Raw genomic sequence first — 23324 nt, forward strand, 5'->3', positions numbered from 1 at the left:
GGGGCGCAGCCGTCGGCCCCGCTCGCCTATTCCGGCGCGTGCGCAAGCACGAAGGAGAGCGACGCCAGGTGCTCCACCTTGTCGGTCTTCGCAGGATCTGCCGGCGGCGTCGACAGCACGGCGGTGATGACGTTCAGCCCCTGGTTGCGCACCTTGATGACCACGGTGCCGTCGGCGCCGCTTTCGATCGGCTTCGCGTCGGGATCGTTGACGAAGTCGGCCAGCACCAGGGCGCCCGCCACGGGTTTTCCTTTGTAGAGCACGCGCAGGCGCAGGTCTTGGCCGAGCTTTTCGGGCAGCGTGGAATCGACCGGGACGATCTGCAGCGTGTGCCCTGGCAACGGCGGCAAAGCACCGCGCAGCGGGCTGCGCAGATGCACCGCGTATTTGAGGTTGTGGCCGCTGGTGAGCGCGCCCGGAACTTCGTCCTTGCCCTTCTTGAGCCATTTGCCTTCCGGCGTCTTGCTCCAGGTGCCGTTGTCGAGCACGGCTGCGACGATGGCGGGTTTCTCCTTGGTGTCCACCACCAGCAGGCGCCCGCTCACGTCCAGTGCCGTCGATACGGGGTTCGCGGACGCGTCGTAGGCGGTGACGGCGGCGATCAGCGGCTGCCGCTTGACCGTGTCCAGATCGTCGGCGCCTTCGCCGTAGATCAGCGCGAGTTCGCCGGAGCGCTGGGCAAACCAGATGCCGTGCGCCTGCGCGCCGGCCGAGCAGAGTACGGCCGCCGCCGCGAGGGTGGCCAGGGCGGCAATTCGGTGCGGTTTGTTCATCAGAGGTCCAGTTTCAGGCTGGCGACGACACTGCGTTTCGCACCTGGGATCACGTACAAATTGCCCCAAGAGGCGGTGTAGAAGTTCTTGTTGAACAGGTTGTGCACGTCGATCGACACGCGCGCGGTCTTGTTGATTTGCCAGTAGCTCACCAGCTTGACGGTGGTGTAGGCCGGCAGGGCGTAGGTGTCGGCGTTGTTGCCCGAGCGGTTGCCGACGTAGTTGATGCCGGCGCCCACGCCATAGCGGCTGCCGTTGGCCAGCGCATCTTCGCGAATGGCAAACAGGCCGGCACTGGTCCTCGGAATGTTCGTGATGCGTGTGCCGGCCGCCAGCGTGGCGTCTTTGGAGATGCGGGCGTCGACGTAGGCGAAATTTCCGCTCACCCGCCAGTTCTTGTCGATCTGGCCATAGACGTCGGCTTCGAAGCCGCTGCTCTTGACTTCGCCGGCGGCCACGGAAAAGCCGGGCGTGTCGCTGGCCGTCAGCACGTTCGTCTTCTTGATGTCGAACACGGCGAAATTGGCGCCCAGGCGCTGGTCCCGGGTCTGCAGCTTCACGCCGGCCTCGAGGGCGGTGGAGTGCTGCGGATCGAATGCGCGGCCGTTCTTGTCGGTGCCGCTGTTGCCGCGAAACGACTTGCCGGCAGACACATACCAGGAGCTCCAGTCGTTCGGCAGATAGGTCAGGCCGGCGCGCGGCGAAACGGCATCGTGCTTCTGGGCGCTGTTGCGGTTTGCGACACGGTCCTCGATGCTCTGCCTGTAATGGTCGTAGCGGGCGCCCACCAGCAGCTTCCATTGCGGCGAAAGGCTGATCTGGTCCTGCACGAAAACGGCGCTCGCGCGCTGGTGCTCGTCTGTACTGGAGGTGAGCGACGTGAGCGGCGGCTGGGGCTTTCCATACACCGGCTGGTAGATATCGATCGGGTAGCTCCCGGAGCGAAGGATCTCGGTGTTCATCCACAGCCTGGAGGCTTCCACGCCGATGAGCAGCGTGTGGCCCAAGGTGCCGGTCGTGAACTTTCCTTCCAGTTCCGCCTGGAAGGAGGTGTCGCGCGACGGCAGCTGGCGCCAGGTGGCGCGGCGGTTCAGCGTCCGGTTGTCGGCCGCGAGCGATGTCGCTTCGGTGTAGTTGCCGGAAGAGGTGCTTTCCTTGTAGCTCGCACCCACGCGCGCGCGCCAGTTGTCCGACAACTGGCGGTCCAGCGTGAGCTGGTGCGTATTGCTGGTGAGCGTCATGTTGCCGTCGCCGGGCTCGTTGAGCACGCGGTCGCGGGGCAGGGTGCCGAGCACGCCGCGCACGTTGATCAGCCCGCGGTCCAGCGGCGTCTTCGAACGCAGGAACTCGGACTCGTAGTTGAGCACCGTCTTGTCATCGATCACCCAGGTCAGCGCCGGCGCCACCAGGGTGCGCCGGTTGCTCAGCAGATCACTGCGGCTGTCGCCTTCCTCCACCGCCATGTTCAGGCGGTAGGCCACGCTGCGGCCCAGCGCGCCGGTGCTGTCCAGCGTGCTGCGGCGCAGGCCCTGGCTGCCGATGCTGAAGTCGGCCGTGTTGCGGCGCGTGAACTCCGGCTTCTTGGTGACGATGTTGATGGTGCCGCCGGGCTCGCTGCTGCCGTAGACGGCCGAGGCAGGGCCCTTCAGGAATTCGAAGCGCTCGACGGTGGCGGTGTCGCGCGGCGGGTTGTAGCCGCGCGAGCCGGGAAAGCCGTTGACCAGAAACCCCATGTCGGTGCTGCTGAAGCCGCGAATACCGAAGTTGTCCCAGGTGCCGCCGAAGTCATTGAGGCGCGTGATGCCGCTCACAAAATCCACCGTGTCGGCCAGGCGCCTCGCACCCATGTCTTCGATCAACTGGCTGGAGACGATGCGTACCGATTGCGGCACCTCCCGCACGGGCGTGCTGGTGCGCGTGGCGCCGCTGCTGGTCGTGGGGTTGTAGCCGCCGGATTCCGGCTCGGCCACCACATGCACTTCGGGCAGCGATGTGCTCGCAGGGTCTGACGGTGAGCTGGCGGTGCCTTGTGCTGTGGAGAGTGAAGAAATGGAAGCGAGGGGGAGCAAGGCGAAGGCGATGCGTGACGACCGGGTGCGAAATCCCATTGAGAACTTTGTAGTGCGTTTGAGTGGAGTTATTGAGAACAAATCTCATTCTCCATTGTAGATGGCGTGGATGGCCGCCCTTGGCCACCGCAGCCTCTGCAGCGCGCTACAGCTGGTCTGTCGGCACGAACCAGGAGAACAGCAGCAGCTGCAGGCGCGTGAGCAGGCTGGAATCCGGCTCGCTGTCGAGCACCTCGTTGTCCACATCGCCGGTGCCGATCCATTGCACGTTCTCGCCATCGGGCATGAGCACCACGCGATAGACGCCTTCGATGTCGTCCAACTGATAGGCGTACAGCAGCGCCTGGCTCAATTCAAAGCTGCGCACGCGAACGCCGAATTCGGTGTTCAGCCGCGCCGAGCGGGGATCGAGGTTCATCGAGCCGAGCAGCACCCATTCCCGGTCGACCAGGGCAAGCTTGGCGTGAAGGCGCCCGCGCGCCTTCTTGAGCAGCGTGCGGAACTGGCGGTTGCGCTTGAGCTGCTGGGTGCTCACCTCGTACAGGTTCACGCCCAGCTTCAGCATGTCGACCCGGTAGCGGTTGTAGTTGATGTTCACCAGCGGCTCGTCGCTGTCGGCCAGCGAATTGGTGATGACGCTGATGCGCACGCCGCGCGCCCGGCCTTCGCGGATGCGCGCCATGCCGTCTTCGCCCGGAATGAAGTACGGCGAAATCACCACCACGTCCGAGCGCGCGCTCGCGGTCATTTCATGGAACCGCGCCGCAAGCGATTCGGCCGGCGATGCAAGAGTGCCCAGCGCCTTGTTGGGGCTGTCGGCCGCGGCATGGGCCTCGGCCCGCATCCACTTCACCCGGCCGATGTCGGCAAGCTGCGTGCCGAGCGGCGCGTCGCCCAGCAGGTCGGTGCCGGCAAGAGGGGCGGGCGGCGGCGCATGGATGGGCGAAGTGGCGGCTTCGAACTCCACTTTCAGCAATTCCGGGCTGTCGCTGGCGCCGGCAATCCGCTGGAGCGGGTAGACCACGTCGCTGTTCCAGTAGGTGTCGAAGATGCGCGCCGCCTCCGGCACCACGGGCCCGGCCATGATCAGTTCGAAATCGATGAAGTTGGCGCCTTCGCTGCGCAGGAAATACTCGTCGGCCAGGTTGCGCCCGCCGGCAATCGCCATCGCGCCGTCGGCCACGAAGAGCTTGTTGTGCATGCGGTGGTTGAGCCGGCGAAAGTCGGCGAAGAACTCGATCCACCGCGTGGCCGAGTGGTCGCGGGCGTTCACGAACGGGTTGAACAGGCGGACCTCGGCATTGGGCTCCGCGGCAAGTCCGAGCAGCAGGCGGTCCATGCCGGCGGTATAAAAATCGTCGAGCAGCAGGCGCACCCGTACGCCGCGACGGGCGGCATCGCGCATTTCGCGCAACAGCAGGCGGCCGGTCTTGTCGTTGCCGAGCTGGTAGGTCTGCACGTCCAGCGAGGCTTGCGCCTGACGAATCAGCTCGAAACGGGCGTCCAGCGCAAAAGAGGCCTCGACCAGCGGGCGGATGCTCGAGAGCCCGTCCTGCGCGGCGCTAAGGCTTGCCGCCGCCCGGCCAAGCGTGGTGGCGGGGGAGGCTGCGATCGACAGCGTGGGCGGCTCGGGTGCGCGAGGGGGAAGACCGGCACAGCCCGCCAGAGCAAGCGCAAGTGCGGAGCCGACCAGCCGCAGGGCCGAGCCGCGCAACGCGGAGAACGAGAGTGCAATGAGCTTGAGCATGAGACCGGCCATCGCACGGGGCGTGCGGCGGGATCGTAGCCGCTTTGCTTGCCGCCCCGCCGGACGCCGATGGCGTAACGCCCTTGGCCGCTCCCGGGAAATTGGAACAAATGAGACTTTATAACTATTAGAATACGAATCGTTCTTAATAATGTTTCGGAGTGGAGCAGGAATGACGAGGTTGATGGCGGGGCGCAAGGTCGCATCGGTGCTGGCGGGATGCATGGCAATTTATGTGCATCAGCAGGTTTTGGCCCAGGCTCCGGCGCCCGGCGCATTGCCGGAAATCAGGGTGGATGCGAGCGCAGAGGCCGAAACCGCGACTTCGCCGGTGATCGGTTATCGCGCGAGAAACGCGGCCACCGCCACCAAGACCGACACGCCGCTTTCTGAAACGCCCCAGTCGGTGACCGTGGTCACGCGCGACCAGATGGTGGACCAGGGCGCGGGCAATCTGCAGGACGCACTCAACTACGCAGCCGGCGTGCGCTCGGACGCCTACGGCCTCGACTCGCGGACCGACTCGGTGCGCATCCGCGGCGCTTCGCCCGACATTTACCTGGACGGCCTGCGCCAAGCGTACGGCTACTACACCAGCACCACGCGCACCGAGCCCTACACGCTGGAGCGGCTCGAAGTGCTGCGCGGCCCCTCGGGCATGCTGTTCGGCGCGGGCACTGCCGCGGGCGTGGTCAACATGGTGAGCAAGCGCCCGCTGCAAGAGGCGCAGCGCGAAGTGGGCGTGCAGTTCGGCAGCTTCGGGCGCAAGCAGATCCAGGCCGACCTGACCGGCCCGCTGAATGCGGACGGCTCGCTGTCTTACCGGCTGATCGCATTGCAGCGCAAGTCGGACACGCAGGTCGACTACGTGCCCGACGACCGTAGCGTCATTGCGCCGTCGTTGACGTGGCGGCCCAGTGCGGCAACCTCGCTCACGCTGCAAGGCCTGTACCAAAAGGACAAGAGCGGCAGCAGTTCGCAATTCTTCCCGTGGGCGGGTACGTTGCTGCCGAACCCGAACGGACGCATTCCCACCAGCCGCTTCATCGGCGAGCCGGGCTTCGACTACTACGACAGCGAGCGCAAGACCTTCGGCTGGCAGTTCGAGCACAAGTTCAACGAGAACTGGACCCTGCGGCAGAACTTCCGCTATGCGCAAAACGAAAACGACAACCGCTACCATTACGGCGCGGCCTTCAGCGGGGCCGAGAGCTGGGACGCGACGGACCCGATCTTCAGGCGCGTGCTGGGCCGCTACTACGACAGCTACCTGACGCGCAACCGCACGCAGACGCTCGACAACCATGTCGAAGGACATTTCCAGACCGGCGCGCTCAAGCACACGCTGCTTGTGGGCGCGGACTTCGCGCGCCAGCGCGAAAACGTCTGGGGCGGCACCACGTACGACACCATCGACGCCTATGCGCCTGTGTATGGCCACGTCGACATGCCCATTCGCGATGCGCGGCCGCGCACCCGCCAGCGCCAGAACGGCTTCTACCTGCAGGACCAGATGAAGCTCGACAACTGGATCTTCGTGGCGGGCCTGCGCCACGACAAGGCCGTTTCGAGCGCGGAAGGCAGCGACGCCGAAAAGAGCAGCGCAACCACCAAGCGGTTCGGCGTGATGTACGCCATGCCTTCGGGCTGGTCTCCGTACCTGAGCTACAGCGAGTCGTTCACGCCGCAGTCGCCGCGCAACGGACAGATCTTCTCGCCCCTGCGCGGTGAGCAGTGGGAAGCCGGCGTGAAGTACGAGCCGAAGGACCGCGCGCTTGCGTTCAGCGCGGCGGTGTACGACCTGCGCGAGAAGAACCAGATCACTTCGCCGTCGCCCAACGTGTACACGCAGGTCGGCAAGACCAAGACCCAGGGCCTCGAACTCGAAGCCAAGGGCTCGATCGGCTCGAACCTCGACCTGATCGCGCACTACAACTACACCGATGCGGACGAACTGATCGAGGGCCTGCCCAAGCACCAGGCGAGTGTCTGGGCCAAGTACCGCTTCTCGATTGGTGGCCTCAGCGGGTTCTCGGCCGGCGCGGGCGTGCGCATGATGAGTTCGTTCCGCGACCTGCAGTCCGGCGTGGGTCCACGGGTGCCGGGGGTGACGTTGCTCGATGCCGTCTTTGCCTACGAAAATGCCAACTGGCGCTATGCGCTCAACATCAACAACCTGACGGACAAGGTCTACTTCAGCACCTGCCTTTCGCGCGGTGACTGCTGGTACGGCTCGCGCCGCAGCGTGGTGGCAAGCGCAACCTACCGCTTTTGATAATTCTCTTTCGATGGGAGCAGTGACGACATGATGAACAGCCGAAAGATCAAGACCTGGGCCTGGGTACACAAGTGGAGCAGCCTCGTGTGCACCGTGTTCATGCTGCTGCTGTGCATCACGGGCCTGCCGCTGATCTTTCATCACGAGATCGGCCATCTTCTGGGCACCGAGGTCGAAGCGCCCAAGATGCCCGCGGACACGCCGCGCGTGAGCCTGGACCGCGTGCTCGAAACGGCGCGCGCCAAGCACCCCGACCGGGTGGTGCAGTTCGTCTCGCAGCCCGAAGACGACGACGGCCTCTGGCTCGTCACGCTCACGCCCACGCCTGAACCTACCGAAGACTTCAAGTCGGTCGCCATCGATGCGCGCACCGGCGTCGTGCTGGCACAGCCCAAGTTCGACGAGGGCTTCATGTACGTGATGTTCAAGCTGCACGTCGACCTGTTCGCAGGGCTTGCGGGCAAGCTGTTCCTGGGGTTCATGGGCTTGCTGCTGCTCGTGGCCATCGTTTCCGGGGTGGTGCTCTATGCGCCGTTCATGCGCAAGCTCGACTTCGGCACGGTGCGGCGCGAGAAGCGGCCACGCCTCAAGTGGCTCGACCTGCACAACCTGCTGGGTATCGTCACGCTGGTCTGGCTGTTCGTGGTGGGCTCCACCGGCATGATCAACACCTGGGCCGACCTGATCATCAAGTACTGGCAGTACGACCAGCTCAGCACGCTGCTTGCGCCTTACAAGAACGAGCCGACCGTCCCCGCAGCCGAGCGCGGATCGGTGCAGCGTTCGATGGAAGTCGCACTGAAACAGGCGCCCGACATGAAGCTGTCTTTCATCGCGTTCCCGGGCACTTCGTTCTCGAGCCCGCACCACACCACCTTCTTCCTGCGCGGCAACGAGCCCTTCACCTCGAAGCTGCTGAAGCCGGTACTGGTCGATGCGAAGACCACGCAGGTGACCGCCTCGCCCGAGATGCCGTGGTACCTGACGGCGCTGCTCGTGTCGCAGCCTCTGCACTTCGGCGACTACGCGGGCATGCCGATGCAGATCATCTGGGCGCTGCTCGACATTGCCACCATCATCGTGCTGGGCAGCGGGCTTTACCTGTGGCTCAAGCGCGGCAACACCGTGCCGACACCGGCCGCGCCAACAGCTGCGGGCAGTGCCGGGCGAGCGCCGCAGCATGGCGGGCAGCAGCCTGACCCGGCCCCGGCCATGAAGGTGCAGGCATGAAGCCCCGGCACGCGTTCCGGCGCATGTGGGGCTGGCCGATCGTGCTGGGCGTGCTGACGTCCATCGGCCTGATTTCCGCGCTGTTCAGCGACGGCGGCTTGGGCGACATGCTCGCCTGGTTTGCACTGGGCATTCCCGTCGCGGTGTGCGGCTGGTACGGCTGGCGCAGAACCTGATCTGAGAACCTGGGCTGGCTGCTTCGGCCCCGCCCGGGTTGTTGCTAGTACGTGCGGCGCCCCGCGCCGAAGCAGAATCGGCGCGATGATGAAGCCTGCACTCGCCGCCACCGCCACTGCCGTTCGCCTGTTGCTGCTGGGGGCTCCGCTCGCTGCCCAGGCGCAACAAGCGACTCCTCCAGAAGCAGACCGCGGCCGCCTGCCCGAAGTGACGGTGTCCACGCCCCGCGGCGAGGTCGCGCCCTTCAACGTGCCGGGCTCGGTCGATCGCGTCGACGGTGCGGAGATGCGAGACAACCGGCTGCAGGTCAATTTGTCCGAAAGCCTGGGCGGCGTTCCGGGCCTGCAGGTGCAAAACCGCATGAACTATGCGCAAGACCTGCAGCTGTCGATCCGCGGCTTCGGCGCGCGCTCCACCTTCGGCGTGAGGGGCGTGCGGCTGTATGTCGACGGTATTCCTGCTACGCTGCCCGATGGCCAGGGCCAGACTTCCAATATCGACATCGGTTCGCTCGATCGCGTCGAGATCCTGCGCGGACCGTTCTCGGCGCTCTACGGCAACTCTTCGGGCGGCGTGCTGCAGGCTTTCACCGCGTCGGGCGAGGGCGCGCCGCGCCTTTCGTATTCGGCGGCCGGCGGGAGCTTCGGTACCTGGCGGCAGTCGCTGCAAGGCAGCGGATCACAAGGCGCAATCGATTACCTGCTGAACGCCAGCCGCTTTCAGACCGACGGCTGGCGCGAGCACAGCGCGGCGCGGCGCGACATCGCCAACGGCAAGCTCGGCATCGCACTGGACAACGGCGACAAGCTCACGCTGGTGCTCAACAGCGTGCGCATCAGCGCGCAAGACCCGCTGGGCCTCACGGCGGACCAGTACGCGCTGGCGCCACGCAGCGCGGCGCTGGCCACGCAGTTCGACACGCGCAAGACGGTCGAGCAGACGCAGGCCGGCCTGCTCTATGAACGGCGCGTGGGTGCTTCGCAGTCGCTGCGGCTCATGGTGTACGGCGGCGAGCGCAAGACCGTGCAGTACCAGTCGATTCCGCTCGGCCCCCAACAGAATCCGCTGCATGCGGGCGGCGTGATCGATCTGTCGCGCCAGTACGGCGGGGTCGACCTGCGCTGGACCGCCGCATTGCAGATGGCCGACCGGCCGCTCGACCTTGCCGTGGGCCTTGGCTACGACAGCCTGCGCGAGCAGCGCCGCGGCTACGAGAACTACCTCGGCCGCGTGGCCTCGCCCGTGCTGGGCGTGCAAGGCCGCCTGCGGCGCAGCGAGCGCAACGAGGTCTGGAACCTCGATCCCTATGCGCAAGCCACCTGGCGCCTGGCCGAGCAGTGGACGCTGGAAGCCGGCGTGCGCCGAAGCAGCGTGCATTTCGATTCACAGGACCGCTATATCGTGGGCGCCAACCGCGACGACAGCGGCAGTGCGCGCTACAGCAAGACGCTCCCGGTCGCCTCGCTGCGGTACCAGGCAACGCCGGACCTGGCGTTCTACGGCTCAATCGGCCGCGGCTTCGAGACGCCCACGCTCAACGAGCTCTCGTACCGGGCGGGCGGCGCCAGTGGGCTCAACTTTGCCTTGCGGCCCTCGGTCAACGACAGCGTGGAAGTGGGTGCCAAGGCAAGGCTGGGTGGAGGCCTGCTGACGGCCGCGATGTTCCAGACCCGCACGCGAGACGAGATCGTGACCGACACCAACAGCGGCGGCCGCGCCACGTTCCAAAACGCGGGCCGCACGCGGCGCAACGGATTCGAACTGGCTTGGCAGCATGAAACGGCCAACCACTGGCGCACGCAGCTTGCCTATACATGGCTGGACGCACGCTACCGCGATGCCTTCTGCTCGCCGTCGCCCTGTGCGGTATCCAACACGGTGGCGGCGGGCAACCGCATTCCCGGCATTGCACGGCAATCGCTCTTTGCATCGCTCGGCTGGATGCCGCCCGAAGGCTGGCGGGCCGGCGCCGAGGTGCGCGCGCTGGGCCGCATGCAGGCGAACGACGCCAACACCGCCAGCGCGCCGGGCTACGCGGTCGCGGCGCTCTACGCCGGCTACTTGAAGAAGTGGGAGCGTTGGGAGTTCAACGCCTTTGCGCGGGTCGACAACCTGTTCGACCGCCGCTATGTGGGATCGGTCATCGTCAATGAGGGCAATGCGCGCTATTACGAGCCCGCGCCGGGCCGCAACTGGACGGTGGGCCTGAGCGGCGCTTACCGCTTCTGACCCACCGCCGGTGGCTTTTTACTTGAGGCCGGCCGCAGCGCGCAGCGCAGCCGCCTGCGTGGTCGCTTCCCAGGTGAACTCGGGCTCTTCGCGGCCGAAGTGGCCGTAGGCGGCCGTCTTCTGGTAGATGGGGCGCAGCAGGTCGAGCATCTGGATGATGCCCTTTGGACGCAGGTCGAAGAACTCGCGCACGAGTTCGGCAATCTTGTCGTCGGGAATCACGCCGGTGCCTTCGGTGTAGACCGTGATGTTCATCGGCTGTGCCACGCCGATGGCGTAAGCCACCTGGATCTGGCATTGGCGCGCCAGGCCGGCGGCCACGATGTTCTTGGCCACGTAGCGCGCGGCGTAGGCTGCCGAGCGGTCGACCTTGGACGGGTCTTTGCCGGAGAACGCGCCGCCGCCGTGCGGGCAGGCGCCGCCGTAGGTGTCGACGATGATCTTGCGGCCGGTGAGGCCACAGTCGCCCTGCGGGCCGCCGATGACGAAGCGGCCGGTCGGGTTGATCAGGTAGCGCGTGTTCTGCAGCCATTCCTTCGGCAGCACCGGCTTGATGATCTCCTCGATGATGGCTTCGTTGAACGAGGCCTTCATCTTGGTGGGCGTTTCGCTCTGGTCGGGGCTGTGCTGGGTGGAGAGCACCACGGTGTCGATGCTGTGCGGCTTGCCGTCCACATAGCGCATCGTCACCTGGCTCTTGGCGTCGGGGCGCAGGAACGGCAGGCGGCCGTCCTTGCGCAGTTGGGCCTGGCGCTCCACGAGGCGGTGTGCGTAGTAGATGGGCGCGGGCATCAGCTCGGGCGTTTCGTCGCAGGCGTAGCCGAACATCAGGCCCTGGTCGCCGGCGCCGGTGTTCAGGTGGTCGTCGCTGGCGTGGTCCACGCCCTGGGCAATGTCGTTGGACTGCTTGTCGTAGCAGACCATCACGGCGCAACCCTTGTAGTCGATGCCGTAGTCGGTGTTGTCGTAGCCGATGCGCTTGATGGTGTCGCGCGCCACCTGGATGTAGTCGACGTGCGCGTTGGTCGTGATTTCGCCGGCGAGCACCACGAGGCCGGTGTTGGTCAGCGTTTCGGCGGCCACGCGGCTGCGGGGGTCCTGCTCGAAGATCGCGTCCAGGATGGCATCCGAGATCTGGTCGGCGACTTTGTCGGGGTGGCCTTCAGAGACCGATTCGGAAGTGAAGAGGAAGTCGTTCGCCATTTTGTTCAAAGCTCCTTGAAGTGACTTGGCGCGTTGCCAACTCTGCGGAGCCCTGGCGAACGCTTTAGCAGATGCCGACGAATCGGCGGGGCACAATCGCTCTTGCGCTTGTGTTTGTCGCCCTGCAAGTTGTTCCGTAACTCGGCGACAATTTGCATTCTATTCGAGCCGCGCCAAATTGTGCGCGCGCGTCCTGGTATTCACTCCCTGTTGTCAGCCCATGGTCACCCTGTTCCGCCTGCTTGCCCGTGTACCGATGCCGTTGATGCATCGGCTCGGCGCGTTGCTGGGCTGGATGGTCTGGTGGTGCGCCCCCGACTACCGCCGCCGCTTCAAGGCCAATGCCGAAAACGCGGGCTTCACGCCCGACCAGTACCGCCCGGCCATCGCCGCCGCCGGCCAAATGGCCGCCGAGTTGCCCTGGCTCTGGCTGCGCCCGCAGGGCGAAAGCGTACTGCGGCGCGTGGTGCGCTGGGAAGGCGTCGAGGCCTTCGAGGCCGCCATGCAGGCGAAAAAGGGCGTGATCCTGGTGGCGCCGCATCTGGGCAGTTGGGAGATGTGCGGCCAGGCCATCGGCGAGCGCTTTCTCCAGGCCTACGGACCGATCACCGCGCTGTTTCGCCCCGCGCGCAAGAAATGGATGGCCGAACTGATTGCCGCGGGCTCGCGTGACCGGCCCGGCCTGCAGACGCTGCCCACCAATAACACTGGCGTGCGCGGCCTCATCCGCACGCTGCGCAGCGGTGGCTACACCGGCATCCTGCCCGACCAGGTGCCACCGCTGGGGCAGGGCGTATGGGCGCCTTTTCTTGGCCGGCCGGCCTACACCATGACGCTGCTGCCGCGCCTCGCGCAGCAGACCGGCGCCGCCTGTTTCCTGAGCGTGTGCGAAAGGCTACCGCGCGGTGCGGGCTACGTGATTCGCTTCGAACCGATCATGGGCACTGCGCTCACCGATCCCAAGGCGTCCATCGAAGACGCTGCAGCTGCAATGAACGATGCCATCGGCCGCTTGATCCACAGCCTGCCCGGCCAATACGTGTGGGACTACGCACGCTACAAGGAGCCGCGCGGCGAGACCGTCGTGGCGGCCGCCGCCAATGGGGAGCAGGCGCAATGAGTCTCGGCTCCCGACTCGGCATCGGTTTCATGCGCGCGATTGCGCCGCTGCCCCTGCCGCTGGTCCGCGGCTTCGGCGCGCTGCTGGGCCGCGTGCTCCACACCGTCGCGGTGCCGCGCCGGCGCGTGGTCGATACCAACCTAGCGGTGTGCTTTCCCGATAAGTCCGAAGCTGAACGCCGCCGCATCGCGCGCGAGACGTTTGTGTATGTGGCCCAGTCGTGGCTCGACCGCAGCTGGCTTTGGCATGCGCCCGAAAAAGTGGTGGCCAGCCGGCTCAAGGTGGTGGGCGCCGCGCAGGAGATCGACGAGATCGCCAACGGCGACGAGCCGATGATCCTGTTCGCGCCGCATTTCTACGGCCTCGATGCCGCGGCCACGGCATTGACCATGCACACGCCGCGGCCTTCGGCCACCATCTACACGACCCAGCGCGATCCGATGGTCGACGAATGGATTCGCGAAGGCCGCACGCGCTTCGGCAACGTGGCGGCGCTCAACCGGGTGGACGGCATCAAGCCGGTGCTCGGAGGCCTGCGCAAGGGCGGCCTCTTGTACTTGCTACCCGACATGGACTTCGGCCGCGACCAGACCATCTTCGTGCCGTTCTACGGCGTGCAGGCCGCCACCGTGCCCTCGCTCTCGCGCTTCGCGCGGCTGGGCAAGGCCAAGGTGGTGCCGATCGTCTCCAAGCTCACCCCGGGCGGCTACGAGATCGAGGTGCTGCCGGCCTGGCAGAACTTTCCGACGGACGATGTCGAGGCCGACACCGCGCTCATGAACGAGCGGCTGCAGGGCTATATCGACAAGATGCCGTCCCAGTACTACTGGGTGCATCGCCGCTTCAAGACGCGGCCCGAGGGCGCGCCGTCGATCTATTGAAGAAGAACTGGGGCGGCTTCTTCAGTTCCGCTTCAGGAAGGCTTCGATCTCGCGCGCCACGAGCTGCGGCTGTTCGTGCACGATCCAGTGGGTGGCGTTGGGCACCTTTTTGATCTCGAGCTTGGGCACGTATTCCTCCAGGCCGTCGAGCAAGCCCGGCAACAGCGCCGCGTCGTCGAGCGCCCAGAAGACGAAGGTCGGCACGTTCACGGTCAGTCGCTCGCGCGGCAGCACCGGAATGCCTTCGATGCTCTGGCCCGGCAGCGGCGGCTTCATCGGCGTGACGCGATAGAGGTTGCAGGCGCCGGTAAGGCCGGCATTCCACACCTCGCGGTACTGCTGCTTCACGTCTTCAGTCAGCCATCCGAAGCCGTCGGGGCCGGCCTTCATCAAGGTGAAGAAGGGCCACATGCGCTTGAAGTCGTCCGCCGAGAGCAGGGCTTCGGCATCGGGCCTGGCGAGAAAATTCATGTAGGCGCTGGCTTGCTGCTGCGCCGGGTTGTTGCGCAACTCGCGCGTGAAGGTGCCGGGGTGCGGCGAGTTGATGATGACCAGCCGGCCGACCTGCTCCGGAAAGGCATTGGCATAGCCCCAGCCGAAAGCTCCGCCCCAGTCATGCGCGACCAGCGCGGCCATGGTGCCGTCGGCGCTTTCGGTGGCAACGAGCTGCTGGACGTCCTGGATCAGCAGATGGGCCCTGTATGCGGCCACTTCGGTCGGCGCGCTCGACTTCTCGAAACCGCGCAGATTGGGCGCGACACAGCGGTAGCCGCCGTGTTCAGGCTGGGCGAAATATTCGAGCAGCTCGTCCCAGATGAACGCGGCTTCGGGGAAGCCATGAAGGAACACCATCAACGGCTGGCCGGGCGCGCCGGTGGCGCGGCAGCTCAGCGTGGTTCCGTTGGGCAGGCTGCGCTGGAACGTCTCGATCATGCTTTGTCTCCTTCAACTTTCGTTGCTATTGTTTTCATAGTGGATCACGCAGATGGGACGGCAGCGAGCCGGTTTTCCCTAGGTGTCTTCCGGCACCGGGGGCTGTTCGGCTTCCGCCAGCGTTTCCCCGGGCGGATGCGCCCAGCGCCACAGCAGCTCCGCGGCTTCTCCCACTCCCTGCTTCTTGAGGGCGGAGAACAGTTTGACTTCGCCGCCGCCGGCCTGCAGTCGCGTAATGGACAGCACCTTGGCGCCTTCGCTGCGGGTGAGCTTGTCGGACTTGGTCAGGAGCACGAGGAACTTCAGGCCTTGCTCCACGCGCGGGCGGATCACGTCGAGCAGGATCTCGTCGAGCTCGGTGAGGCCCTGGCGCGGGTCGCACATCAGCACCACGCCGCGCAGGTTTTCGCGCGTCATCAAATAGTTGCCCATGACACGCTGCCAGCGCAGCTTGGCTTCCTTGGGGACCGCGGCATAGCCGTAGCCGGGAAGGTCGGCCAGCACGGCGTCGTCGGCCTTTTGCTTGCCCACGCCGAACAGGTTGATGTGCTGCGTGCGGCCGGGCGTCTTGGAGGCGAAGGCCAGGCGCGTCTGCTGGGTGAGCGTGTTGATCGCGGTCGACTTGCCCGCATTCGAGCGGCCGACGAAGGCGATTTCGGGCAGGTCGAGCGGAGGCAAATGCTCGAGCTGCGGGGCGCTGGTCAGGAAGTGGGCGGTGTGCAGCCAGCCGAGCGCAACGCGCTCGCGCTCGGCGACGATGGGGTCCACGGCAGGGGTCGCGCGGGAAGGGGGAGCAGCGTGCTTGCGCGACGGCGTAGTCATCAATGAGCTTTCGGAACGGGCCGCCATTGTAGAATCGCGGGGTTTTGCGCCAATAAATCGAGCCCCCGATATGAAGTTGTTTGCCAATTTTCTGCTTGCAGCCCTCATGGGTGTCGCAGCCAGCGCGAGCCTTGCGGCCGACGCGCCAGCCGCCGCAGCGACTGCACCCGCCGCGGCCAAGCCGGCCAAGCCCGACCCTGCCAAGGGCGACGCGGTGTTCAATTCCGCCGCCCAGGCCTGTGCCTCCTGCCACAACGCAGACGGCAACTCGGCCATTGCGGCAAACCCGAAGCTGGCGCAGCAGCACCCCGAATACATCCTCAAGCAGCTGCAGGACTTCAAGTCCGGCAAGCGCAAGAGCCCGATCATGCAGCCCCTGGCGGCCAAGCTGTCCGACGAAGACATGCGCAACATCGCGTGGTTCGTGGGCTCCAAGAAGATCAAGACCGGCTTCTCCAAGGAGAAGGACACCGTGGCACTGGGCGAAAAGATCTACCGCGGCGGTATTGCCGACCGCCAGATTCCGGCCTGCGCCGGCTGCCACAGCCCCAACGGCGCTGGCATGCCCGCGCAGTACCCGCGCCTGGGCGGCCAGCACGCCGACTACACGGTGGCACAGCTTGTTGCCTTCCGGGACAACGTGCGCCAGAACAGCGCCCCCATGACGGGCGTGGCCGCAAAGCTGAACGACCGCGAAATCAAGGCCGTTGCAGACTACATTGCCGGCCTGCGCTGACGCCACGCCCTTCAGCGTGAACTAACCGCCGATAAAAAACCCAAACAGAGGGCGGGCCGATCCAGCTGGATGGCCCGCCCTTTGCTTTTTTCCTGTTTCTTTCTTCCCGCCCACCGATGTCTGTCTCCACCCACGGCCTTCGCGTCCATCGCGGCCCGCAAGTGCTTCGCGCTGCGGTGGAGCTGTTCTCGTCGATGCGGTTTGCCATCGCGCTGCTCACGGTCATCTGCATCGCATCGATCATCGGCACCGTGCTCAAGCAGCACGAGCCGATCAACAACTACATCAACCAGTTCGGTCCATTCTGGGCCGAGCTGTTCCGCACGGCCAAGCTCGACTCGGTCTACAGCGCCTGGTGGTTCCTGCTGATCCTGCTGTTCCTGGTGATCAGCACGTCGCTCTGCATTGCGCGCAACACGCCGCGCATTTTTGTGGACCTGAAGACCTTCAAGGAAAACATCCGCGCGCAGAGTCTCAAGGCCTTTGGCCAGCGCGCTGAAAACCAGCTTGCCGAGGAGCCCGCCGCGGCAGCCAACCGCATCGGCCAACTGCTGGTGAGCGGCGGCTGGAAGGTCAAGCTGCAGCAGCGCGAAGCGGTGGAAGGCCAGTCTGGCGCGGGCTGGATGGTCGCGGCGCGTGCGGGCGGCGCCCACAAGCTGGGCTACATCGCCGCGCACAGCGCCATCGTGCTGGTGTGCATCGGCGGCCTGCTCGACGGCGACCTGGTGGTGCGTGCCCAGACGTGGTTCAACGGCAAGAGCGTGTTCACCGGCGGCGGCATGATTGCCGACGTGCCGCCGCAGCACCGGCTGTCGCCCCGCAACCCGACCTTCCGCGGCAACATCCTGGTGCCCGAAGGCGGGCAGGGCAGCGTGGCCATCCTGCAGCAGTCGGACGGCGTGCTGCTGCAGGAGCTGCCGTTCTCGATCGAGCTCAAGAAGTTCATCGTCGACTATTACTCCACCGGCATGCCCAAGCTGTTTGCGAGCGAGGTGGTGCTGCACGACCGCGAGACCGGCGCCCAGGTGCCCGCGCGCATCGAGGTCAATCATCCGGCCAGCTACAAGGGCGTGGAAATCTACCAGTCGAGCTTCGACGACGGCGGCTCCAAGGTAAAGCTCAAGGCGGTGCCGATGGCGGCCGCCGCCAAGCCCTTCGAGGTCGATGGCGTCATTGGCGGGCCAAGCACTGAAATTACCAACGGCAAGGAAAAGCTCACGCTCGAATACGCTGCGCTGCGCGTGATCAACGTCGAGAATTTTGCCGACGGGGGTGCCATGAGCGGCGCCGACGTGCGCAAGGTCGACCTGCGCCACGACATCGAATCGCGCCTGGGCGCCGCCAACAAGACCACCAAGCCGAAGGTGCTGCGCAACATCGGCCCGAGCATCGGCTACAAGCTGCGCGACGCCGCGGGCCAGGCGCGCGAATACCAGAACTACATGGTGCCGGTCGACACCGGCGACGGCCAGCCGGTGTTCCTGCTCGGCATGCGCGAGAAGCCCGAAGAGCCGTTCCGCTACCTTCGCGTGCCGGCCGACGAGCAGGGCAGCATGGACAGCTTCGTGCGTATGCGCGCTTCGCTGGCCGACGCCGACACCCGCGCCCGTGCCGTCGAGCGCTACATCGCCAAGGCCGTCGATCCGAAGCGGCCTGAAATGGCCGAGCAACTCAGCGTTTCGGCTGCGCGTGCACTCGCGCTCTTTGCCGGCAGCGAGCGTGCGAAGGCCGATGCCAGCACGCAGGGCGGCTGGCAGGCCATTGCGGAATTCATGGAAGCCAACGTGCCCGAGCCCGAGCGCGAACGTGCCGGCGCGGTGCTGGTGCGCATCCTGAACGACGTGCTGTTCGAACTGCTCAATCTCAGCCGCGAAAGCGCGGGGCTCGAGGCCTTGCCGCGCGACGACAAGTCGCAAGCCTTTCTCACGCAGGCGGTGCTGGCCATCAGCGATGCGCATTTCTATCCGGCGCCCGTCGCAATGATGATGACCGACTTCACCCAGGTGCAGGCCAGCGTGTTCCAGGTGGCGCGAGCGCCCGGAAAGAACGTGGTCTATCTGGGCTGCCTGTTGCTGATCATCGGGATTTTTGCCATGCTGTACGTGCGCGAGCGCCGGCTCTGGGTGTGGCTGGCACCCGGCGGCGCAAGCGCAGGAGACAACAACACCACGGCTGCCACGATGGCCTTCTCGGTCAATCGCAAGACGATCGACAGCGATCGCGAGTTCGAGCACCTCAAGCACAAGCTGCTTGCCTTGAAAAACGAAGGACCGGCGTCCCCATGAACACCACCACCCTCACGCTCAACGAAAGCTGGTTTTCGCGCCGCAACCTGTTCGACTGGGTTTTCGCGGCACTGGTGCTTGCAGGCGGCCTTTTTGCCTTTGTGCGGTATGCGGGCGCTATGGACTCGTACGAGAAGCCGATCCTCGTCGCCGCGATGATTTCCGTCATTGCGATCGGCTGGTTCTGGCGGCCGCTGCGGGTGCTCGCCATCGTCGTGGCGGCGGCCTCGCTGCTGGCCATCGGCTCCTACCAGGGCGACCTGGCGCGCGCGGACACGGTGTTCTGGCTCAAGTATTTCCTGTCGAGCCAGTCGGCCATTCTCTGGATGAGCGTGCTGTTCTTCATGAGCACGCTGTTCTACTGGCTTGGTTTCTTCGGCGGGAAGCAGGGCGACACCTTCGAGCTGATCGGCTCGCGCCTCACATGGGCCGCTATTGCCATGGCGCTGATTGGCACCATGGTGCGCTGGTACGAAAGCCACCTGATCGGGCCGGACATCGGCCACATCCCGGTCAGCAACCTGTACGAAGTGTTCGTGCTGTTCTGCTGGCTCACCGCGGCGTTCTATCTGTACTTCGAAGCGCGCTACGGCACCCGGGCGCTCGGCGCCTTCGTCATGCTGGTGGTGAGTGCGGCGGTGGGCTTCCTGCTCTGGTACACGCTGGTGCGCAACGCCCACGAGATTCAGCCGCTGGTGCCCGCGCTGCAAAGCTGGTGGATGAAGCTGCATGTGCCGGCCAACTTCATCGGCTACGGCACTTTCGCGCTTGCGGCCATGGTGGCCTTTGCCTACCTGGTGAAGGAACAGGCGGGCGAAACCCGCTGGTACAAGCTCACGCCGATCTGGCTTTTGGGCGTGGCGCTGTGCTTTGTGCCGGTGGCATTCCGCCAGCGCGTGCAAGAGGCCGGCGGCAGCTACTGGGTGATCTATGCGGGCATTTCCGCACTCATCGCTGCGGGCATTCTGCTGGGCCGCAAGCGCATTGCGGCAAGGCTGCCCGCCAACGAGGTGCTCGACGACGTGATGTACAAGTCGATCACCGTCGGTTTTGCCTTCTTCACCATTGCCACCGTGCTGGGCGCCTTGTGGGCGGCCGATGCCTGGGGCGGCTACTGGAGCTGGGACCCGAAGGAGACCTGGGCGCTGATCGTCTGGCTCAACTACGCGGCCTGGCTGCACATGCGGCTGGTCAAGGGTTTGCGCGGCACTGTGGCGGCCTGGTGGGCGCTGGCCGGCCTGGCGGTCACCACCTTTGCCTTCCTGGGCGTGAACATGTTCCTGAGCGGACTGCACAGTTACGGCACCTTGTAGCCCCGGGCAGCCGGCTTTTCGCGAAGAATTGAATCCACGCGCAGCGATTGTGCGTAACCGAATCAGGGAATTGCTCGAACTACCCTGAGCACAACGATTCACGCGAAAGGCCGTCACCATGTCGTTTTCCTCCCGCCCGCAAGGTCGCAACAGCGGTTTCATCCATCCGCTTTCGAGCGAAATCACACCGCGCGCCGTCTACGAGAGCCGGCGCGACCTGCTGAAGCTGATGGCTGGCGGCGCGGCCGGTGCCGCGCTGGCGAGCTTTGCCGGACGCGAGGCCTTCGCCCAGGCGACCGGCCCGCACAAGCTGGCGCTGCTTCCGGGTGCCAAGTCCGCCGTGCCGGGCGCGCAAACGATGGAAAAGCTCACCGACTACAAGGACGCGACGAGCTACAACAACTTCTATGAGTTCGGCACCGACAAGGGTGACCCGGTCAAGAACGCCGGCACGCTCAAGACCCGCCCGTGGACCGTGGAGGTCGAGGGGCTGGTCAAGAAGCCGGGCAAGTACGGCATCGAAGACCTGCTGAAACTCAGTGCGCAGGAAGAGCGCATCTACCGCCTGCGCTGTGTCGAGGGCTGGTCGATGGTCATTCCGTGGGTGGGCTATTCGCTGGCCGAGCTCATCAAGAAGGTCGAGCCCCAGGGCAACGCCAAGTACGTGGAGTTCGTGACCCTGGCCGACCCCAAGACCATGCCTTTCGTCGGCTCGCGTGTGCTCGATTGGCCCTACACCGAAGGCCTGCGGATGGACGAGGCCATGCATCCGCTCACGCTGCTGGCTTTTGGCATGTACGGCGAAGTGCTGCCCAACCAGAACGGCGCGCCGGTGCGCCTGGTGGTGCCGTGGAAGTACGGGTTCAAGTCGGCCAAGTCGATCGTGAAGATCCGCTTTGTCGAAAAGGAGCCGAGCACGGCATGGAACAAGGCCGCGGCCCAGGAATACGGCTTCTATTCGAACGTGAACCCGAACGTCGACCATCCGCGCTGGAGCCAGGCCACCGAGCGCCGCATTGGCGACGGCGGTGGGCTTTTTGCCAAGCGCAACAAGACGCTGATGTTCAACGGCTACGAAGCCCAGGTCGGCCAGCTCTATGCGGGCATGGACCTGAAGAAGAACTACTGAGCCCGAGCCTGCCTCGCTATCCCGCCTTTGCGCCATGAACAAGCTGCTCATGCATCCGGCGGCCAAGCCGGTGATCTTCTTGCTGTCCCTGCTGCCGTTCGCGTGGCTGACCTACGGCGCATTCACCGACGGGCTGGGCGCGAACCCGGCCGAGTTTCTGATCCGCGCCACGGGCGACTGGACCTTGCGCTTCATCTGCATCGTGCTGGCCGTGACGCCGCTGCGCGTGATCACCAAGGCCAACGCGCTCGCGCGCTTTCGCCGCATGCTGGGCCTGTTCGCGTACTTCTATGTGGTGGTGCACCTGCTGTGCTACAGCTGGTTCGACATGGGCTTCGAATGGGCCGACATCGCCAAGGACATTGCAAAGCGGCCGTTCATCCTGGTGGGATTCTCGGCCTTCGTGCTGCTGACGCCGCTGGCCGCCACATCGTTCAACCGCGCGATCAAGGCACTGGGCGCAAAGCGCTGGCAAATGCTGCACAAGCTGGTCTACCTGATCGCCGGCCTCGGCTTGCTGCACTTCTTCTGGATGCGCGCGGGCAAGAACAACTTTGCCGAGGTGTTCGTCTACGCGGCAATCGTCGCGGTGCTGCTGGGGTGGCGCGTGTGGAACTACGCGAGCAAGCGCAAGCCGAAGCCCTCGGCGGGCGCTCGCGGCGGCAGTAGCGGCAACGAGAAGTCGCTGGGCCGCAGCAGCGCCGGCTGACGCGCTGATCGGCCCGCCCAAGGCGCACGGCGGCTGCGGCGGATCAGCCCTCGATCCGCTCGCTGCGCAGCTGGTCTTCCATCGTCTCGCGGCGACGGATCAGGGTGGCGCTCTGGCCGCTCACCAGCACTTCGGCGGCCCGGCCGCGCGTGTTGTAGTTGCTGGCCATGCTCATGCAATAGGCGCCTGCCGACAGCACGGCCAGCAGGTCGCCGGACACCACGTTGAGCGCACGGTCGCGGCCAATCCAGTCGCCGCTTTCGCAAACCGGGCCGACCACGTCGTAGGCCGGCGCGCTGCCCGCACGGATGCGCAGCGGCACGATCTGCTGGAACGCCTGGTACATCGCCGGGCGGGGCAGGTCGTTCATAGCCGCATCGACGATGCAGAAATTCTTGTCTTCGCCCGGCTTGGTGTAGAGCACCTCGGTCACGCACACGCCTGCATTGCCGACCAGCGAACGGCCCGGCTCGATGACCAGCTTGCGCCGACCGAAGCCGCGGGCGTCGAGCCGCGCGAGCAGCTGCTGCCAGAGCGCATCGGCCTTGGGCGGCACTTCGCCGTTGTAGTCGATGCCCAGGCCGCCGCCGAAGTCCAGGTGATGGATGGGCACGCCGGCCGCTTCGATGGCTTCGACCAGGTCGAGTATCCGGTCGCAGGCATCCAGGTAGGGCGAGGCTTCGGTGATCTGCGAGCCGATGTGGCAGTCGATGCCCACCACCTCGAGCCCCGGAAGCCTGGCGGCATGGCGATAAGCCTCGACCGCGCGGTCATGGGCGATGCCAAACTTGTTGCCCTTCAAGCCGGTGGAGATGTACGGGTGCGTCTTCGGATCGACGTTCGGGTTGATGCGAATGCTGATGGGCGCGCGGCGCCCTTCAGCCAGTGCCACTTCGTTGAGCACGTCGAGCTCGGCTTCGCTCTCGACATTGAAGCAGGCAATGCCGGCCGCGAGCGCCTGCCGCATTTCGGCGCGGGTCTTGCCCACGCCCGAGAAGATGATCTTTGCCGGATCGGCGCCCACGGCCAGCACACGGGCCAGCTCGCCGCCCGAAACGATGTCGAACCCGCAGCCCGCCTCGGCGAACACGCGCAGCACGCCGAGCGATGAATTCGCCTTCATCGCGTAGCAGATCAGGGCTTCGCGGCCCTCGAAGCCGCGCTGGTAGGCCGCCAACGCGTCCAGCATCCATTGCTTCGAATAGACAAACAAGGGGGTGCCGTGTTCGCGGGCGAGGGCGTCGAGGCTCAGGCCCTCGACATGGAGCGCGCCGTCGCGATGCGCGATGTGCGGATGGCCGGGAAGGAGAGGAAGAGAGGCGTTCGTCACTTCGGCACTCCGGGGCTGGTGGCATTGCCGGTTGCTGCAGCCGGCGCACTGCTGGCCGCAGCGGGCTTGGGCGCTGCTTCAGCGTCGGCAGCGCGCGAGCCGCCGGGCGTGAGCAACTGCGGCAGGGTCGCGCGCTGCGCGGCCGCCGGATCGGTCGGTAGATAGAGCGGCCCACGCTGCCCGCAAGCGCCCAGGGCGCCCGCTACCGCAGCCAGGCAGACCATGAGCGCAGCGCGGCTGGAGGCGCTCACTAGAATTTGACGAACATTCAACATAACGAAATTGTACTTTTCGACCATAAACCGGGTTACTTCAAGGAAGCAGACCCGGGCCTGATCACTCGGTGGACAGCGCGTTTCA

General features: G+C 65.6%; 19 protein-coding genes. 11 read left to right on the forward strand and 8 right to left on the reverse strand.

From position 1 onward, the window contains the following. Positions 1-26 precede the first annotated feature (26 nt). From V9K97_RS05910 to V9K97_RS05920, 3 genes are all read right to left on the reverse strand, one after another. A complete protein-coding gene (locus V9K97_RS05910) occupies positions 27-773 on the reverse strand; it encodes a DUF4198 domain-containing protein (RefSeq protein WP_337316943.1) in 747 nt (248 codons plus the stop codon). Continuing rightward, positions 773-2881, reverse strand: coding sequence for a TonB-dependent siderophore receptor (locus tag V9K97_RS05915; RefSeq protein WP_337316944.1), 2109 nt, complete (start codon positions 2879-2881; stop codon positions 773-775). Before V9K97_RS05915 ends, V9K97_RS05910 begins: the two co-directional genes overlap by 1 nt. A gap of 106 nt (positions 2882-2987) precedes the next feature. Further along, positions 2988-4601 (reverse strand): phospholipase D family protein, encoded by a 1614-nt coding sequence (locus tag V9K97_RS05920; protein ID WP_337316946.1) that lies wholly within the window; start codon positions 4599-4601, stop codon positions 2988-2990. 160 nt (positions 4602-4761) lie between these two features. Here V9K97_RS05920 and V9K97_RS05925 point away from each other — a divergent pair, with 160 nt between their 5' ends. From V9K97_RS05925 to V9K97_RS05940, 4 genes are all read left to right on the forward strand, one after another. After that, a complete protein-coding gene (locus tag V9K97_RS05925) occupies positions 4762-6864 on the forward strand; it encodes a TonB-dependent siderophore receptor (RefSeq protein ID WP_337316947.1) in 2103 nt (700 codons plus the stop codon). A 33-nt stretch (positions 6865-6897) separates the two neighbouring features. Next, a complete protein-coding gene (locus tag V9K97_RS05930; protein WP_258508272.1) occupies positions 6898-8097 on the forward strand; it encodes a PepSY-associated TM helix domain-containing protein in 1200 nt (399 codons plus the stop codon). After that, a complete protein-coding gene (locus V9K97_RS05935; RefSeq protein ID WP_337297713.1) occupies positions 8094-8273 on the forward strand; it encodes a hypothetical protein in 180 nt (59 codons plus the stop codon). Before V9K97_RS05930 ends, V9K97_RS05935 begins: the two co-directional genes overlap by 4 nt. An 88-nt stretch (positions 8274-8361) precedes the next feature. Next, positions 8362-10503, forward strand: coding sequence for a TonB-dependent receptor (locus V9K97_RS05940; RefSeq protein ID WP_337316972.1), 2142 nt, complete (start codon positions 8362-8364; stop codon positions 10501-10503). Positions 10504-10521: 18 nt separating this feature from the next. On the opposite strand, the gene metK is transcribed toward V9K97_RS05940, so the two are convergent. Then, positions 10522-11706 carry a methionine adenosyltransferase gene (gene metK / locus V9K97_RS05945; protein ID WP_126745502.1) on the reverse strand — a complete coding sequence of 395 codons (1185 nt, stop codon included), beginning with the start codon at positions 11704-11706 and terminating at the stop codon, positions 10522-10524. A gap of 220 nt (positions 11707-11926) precedes the next feature. Here metK and V9K97_RS05950 point away from each other — a divergent pair, with 220 nt between their 5' ends. Further along, a complete protein-coding gene (locus V9K97_RS05950) occupies positions 11927-12826 on the forward strand; it encodes a lysophospholipid acyltransferase family protein (RefSeq protein WP_337316949.1) in 900 nt (299 codons plus the stop codon). After that, entirely contained in the window at positions 12823-13707 is an 885-nt protein-coding gene (locus tag V9K97_RS05955) for an LpxL/LpxP family acyltransferase (RefSeq protein ID WP_337316950.1), read from the forward strand. The genes V9K97_RS05950 and V9K97_RS05955 overlap by 4 nt, the downstream gene beginning before the upstream one ends. 21 nt (positions 13708-13728) lie before the next feature. On the opposite strand, the gene V9K97_RS05960 is transcribed toward V9K97_RS05955, so the two are convergent. Both V9K97_RS05960 and yihA read right to left on the reverse strand, forming a co-directional pair. After that, positions 13729-14640, reverse strand: a complete 912-nt coding sequence (locus V9K97_RS05960) for an alpha/beta fold hydrolase (RefSeq protein ID WP_337316952.1) — start codon at positions 14638-14640, stop codon at positions 13729-13731. Between the two features lie 78 nt (positions 14641-14718). Then, positions 14719-15462, reverse strand: a complete 744-nt coding sequence (gene yihA / locus V9K97_RS05965) for a ribosome biogenesis GTP-binding protein YihA/YsxC (protein ID WP_337316954.1) — start codon at positions 15460-15462, stop codon at positions 14719-14721. A gap of 70 nt (positions 15463-15532) precedes the next feature. Here yihA and V9K97_RS05970 point away from each other — a divergent pair, with 70 nt between their 5' ends. The 5 genes from V9K97_RS05970 to V9K97_RS05990 all read left to right on the forward strand — a co-directional run bounded on the left by V9K97_RS05970 (position 15533) and on the right by V9K97_RS05990 (position 21634). After that, positions 15533-16198, forward strand: coding sequence for a c-type cytochrome (locus V9K97_RS05970; protein ID WP_258504384.1), 666 nt, complete (start codon positions 15533-15535; stop codon positions 16196-16198). 116 nt (positions 16199-16314) lie between these two features. Next, positions 16315-18483, forward strand: coding sequence for a cytochrome c biogenesis protein ResB (locus tag V9K97_RS05975; protein ID WP_337316956.1), 2169 nt, complete (start codon positions 16315-16317; stop codon positions 18481-18483). Continuing rightward, positions 18480-19796, forward strand: a complete 1317-nt coding sequence (ccsB, locus tag V9K97_RS05980; RefSeq protein ID WP_258504386.1) for a c-type cytochrome biogenesis protein CcsB — start codon at positions 18480-18482, stop codon at positions 19794-19796. Before V9K97_RS05975 ends, ccsB begins: the two co-directional genes overlap by 4 nt. Before the next feature lie 118 nt (positions 19797-19914). After that, entirely contained in the window at positions 19915-20925 is a 1011-nt protein-coding gene (gene msrP / locus V9K97_RS05985) for a protein-methionine-sulfoxide reductase catalytic subunit MsrP (protein WP_337297720.1), read from the forward strand. A 34-nt stretch (positions 20926-20959) separates the two neighbouring features. After that, entirely contained in the window at positions 20960-21634 is a 675-nt protein-coding gene (locus V9K97_RS05990) for a sulfite oxidase heme-binding subunit YedZ (protein ID WP_337316958.1), read from the forward strand. A 43-nt stretch (positions 21635-21677) separates the two neighbouring features. Here V9K97_RS05990 and lysA read toward each other — a convergent pair whose 3' ends face one another. Then, a complete protein-coding gene (gene lysA, locus V9K97_RS05995; RefSeq protein WP_337316960.1) occupies positions 21678-22964 on the reverse strand; it encodes a diaminopimelate decarboxylase in 1287 nt (428 codons plus the stop codon). Then, positions 22961-23215 (reverse strand): LPS translocon maturation chaperone LptM, encoded by a 255-nt coding sequence (lptM, locus tag V9K97_RS06000; RefSeq protein ID WP_409513995.1) that lies wholly within the window; start codon positions 23213-23215, stop codon positions 22961-22963. Before lptM ends, lysA begins: the two co-directional genes overlap by 4 nt. Positions 23216-23324: the final 109 nt, after the last annotated feature.

It is taken from the genome of Variovorax sp. CCNWLW186, assembly GCF_037203865.1.
GTDB lineage: Bacteria > Pseudomonadota > Gammaproteobacteria > Burkholderiales > Burkholderiaceae_C > Variovorax.

Coding starts and splice junctions, on each gene's coding strand:
- V9K97_RS05930 (WP_258508272.1), top strand. CDS start 6,898: ATGAACAGCCGAAAGATCAAGACCTGGGCCTGGGTACACAAGTGGAGC.
- V9K97_RS05910 (WP_337316943.1), bottom strand. CDS start 773: ATGAACAAACCGCACCGAATTGCCGCCCTGGCCACCCTCGCGGCGGCG.
- V9K97_RS05915 (WP_337316944.1), bottom strand. CDS start 2,881: ATGGGATTTCGCACCCGGTCGTCACGCATCGCCTTCGCCTTGCTCCCC.
- ccsB (WP_258504386.1), top strand. CDS start 18,480: ATGAACACCACCACCCTCACGCTCAACGAAAGCTGGTTTTCGCGCCGC.
- metK (WP_126745502.1), bottom strand. CDS start 11,706: ATGGCGAACGACTTCCTCTTCACTTCCGAATCGGTCTCTGAAGGCCAC.
- V9K97_RS05970 (WP_258504384.1), top strand. CDS start 15,533: ATGAAGTTGTTTGCCAATTTTCTGCTTGCAGCCCTCATGGGTGTCGCA.
- V9K97_RS05950 (WP_337316949.1), top strand. CDS start 11,927: ATGGTCACCCTGTTCCGCCTGCTTGCCCGTGTACCGATGCCGTTGATG.
- msrP (WP_337297720.1), top strand. CDS start 19,915: ATGTCGTTTTCCTCCCGCCCGCAAGGTCGCAACAGCGGTTTCATCCAT.
- V9K97_RS05925 (WP_337316947.1), top strand. CDS start 4,762: ATGACGAGGTTGATGGCGGGGCGCAAGGTCGCATCGGTGCTGGCGGGA.
- V9K97_RS05990 (WP_337316958.1), top strand. CDS start 20,960: ATGAACAAGCTGCTCATGCATCCGGCGGCCAAGCCGGTGATCTTCTTG.
- yihA (WP_337316954.1), bottom strand. CDS start 15,462: ATGACTACGCCGTCGCGCAAGCACGCTGCTCCCCCTTCCCGCGCGACC.
- V9K97_RS05920 (WP_337316946.1), bottom strand. CDS start 4,601: ATGGCCGGTCTCATGCTCAAGCTCATTGCACTCTCGTTCTCCGCGTTG.
- V9K97_RS05940 (WP_337316972.1), top strand. CDS start 8,362: ATGAAGCCTGCACTCGCCGCCACCGCCACTGCCGTTCGCCTGTTGCTG.
- V9K97_RS05960 (WP_337316952.1), bottom strand. CDS start 14,640: ATGATCGAGACGTTCCAGCGCAGCCTGCCCAACGGAACCACGCTGAGC.
- V9K97_RS05975 (WP_337316956.1), top strand. CDS start 16,315: ATGTCTGTCTCCACCCACGGCCTTCGCGTCCATCGCGGCCCGCAAGTG.
- V9K97_RS05955 (WP_337316950.1), top strand. CDS start 12,823: ATGAGTCTCGGCTCCCGACTCGGCATCGGTTTCATGCGCGCGATTGCG.
- V9K97_RS05935 (WP_337297713.1), top strand. CDS start 8,094: ATGAAGCCCCGGCACGCGTTCCGGCGCATGTGGGGCTGGCCGATCGTG.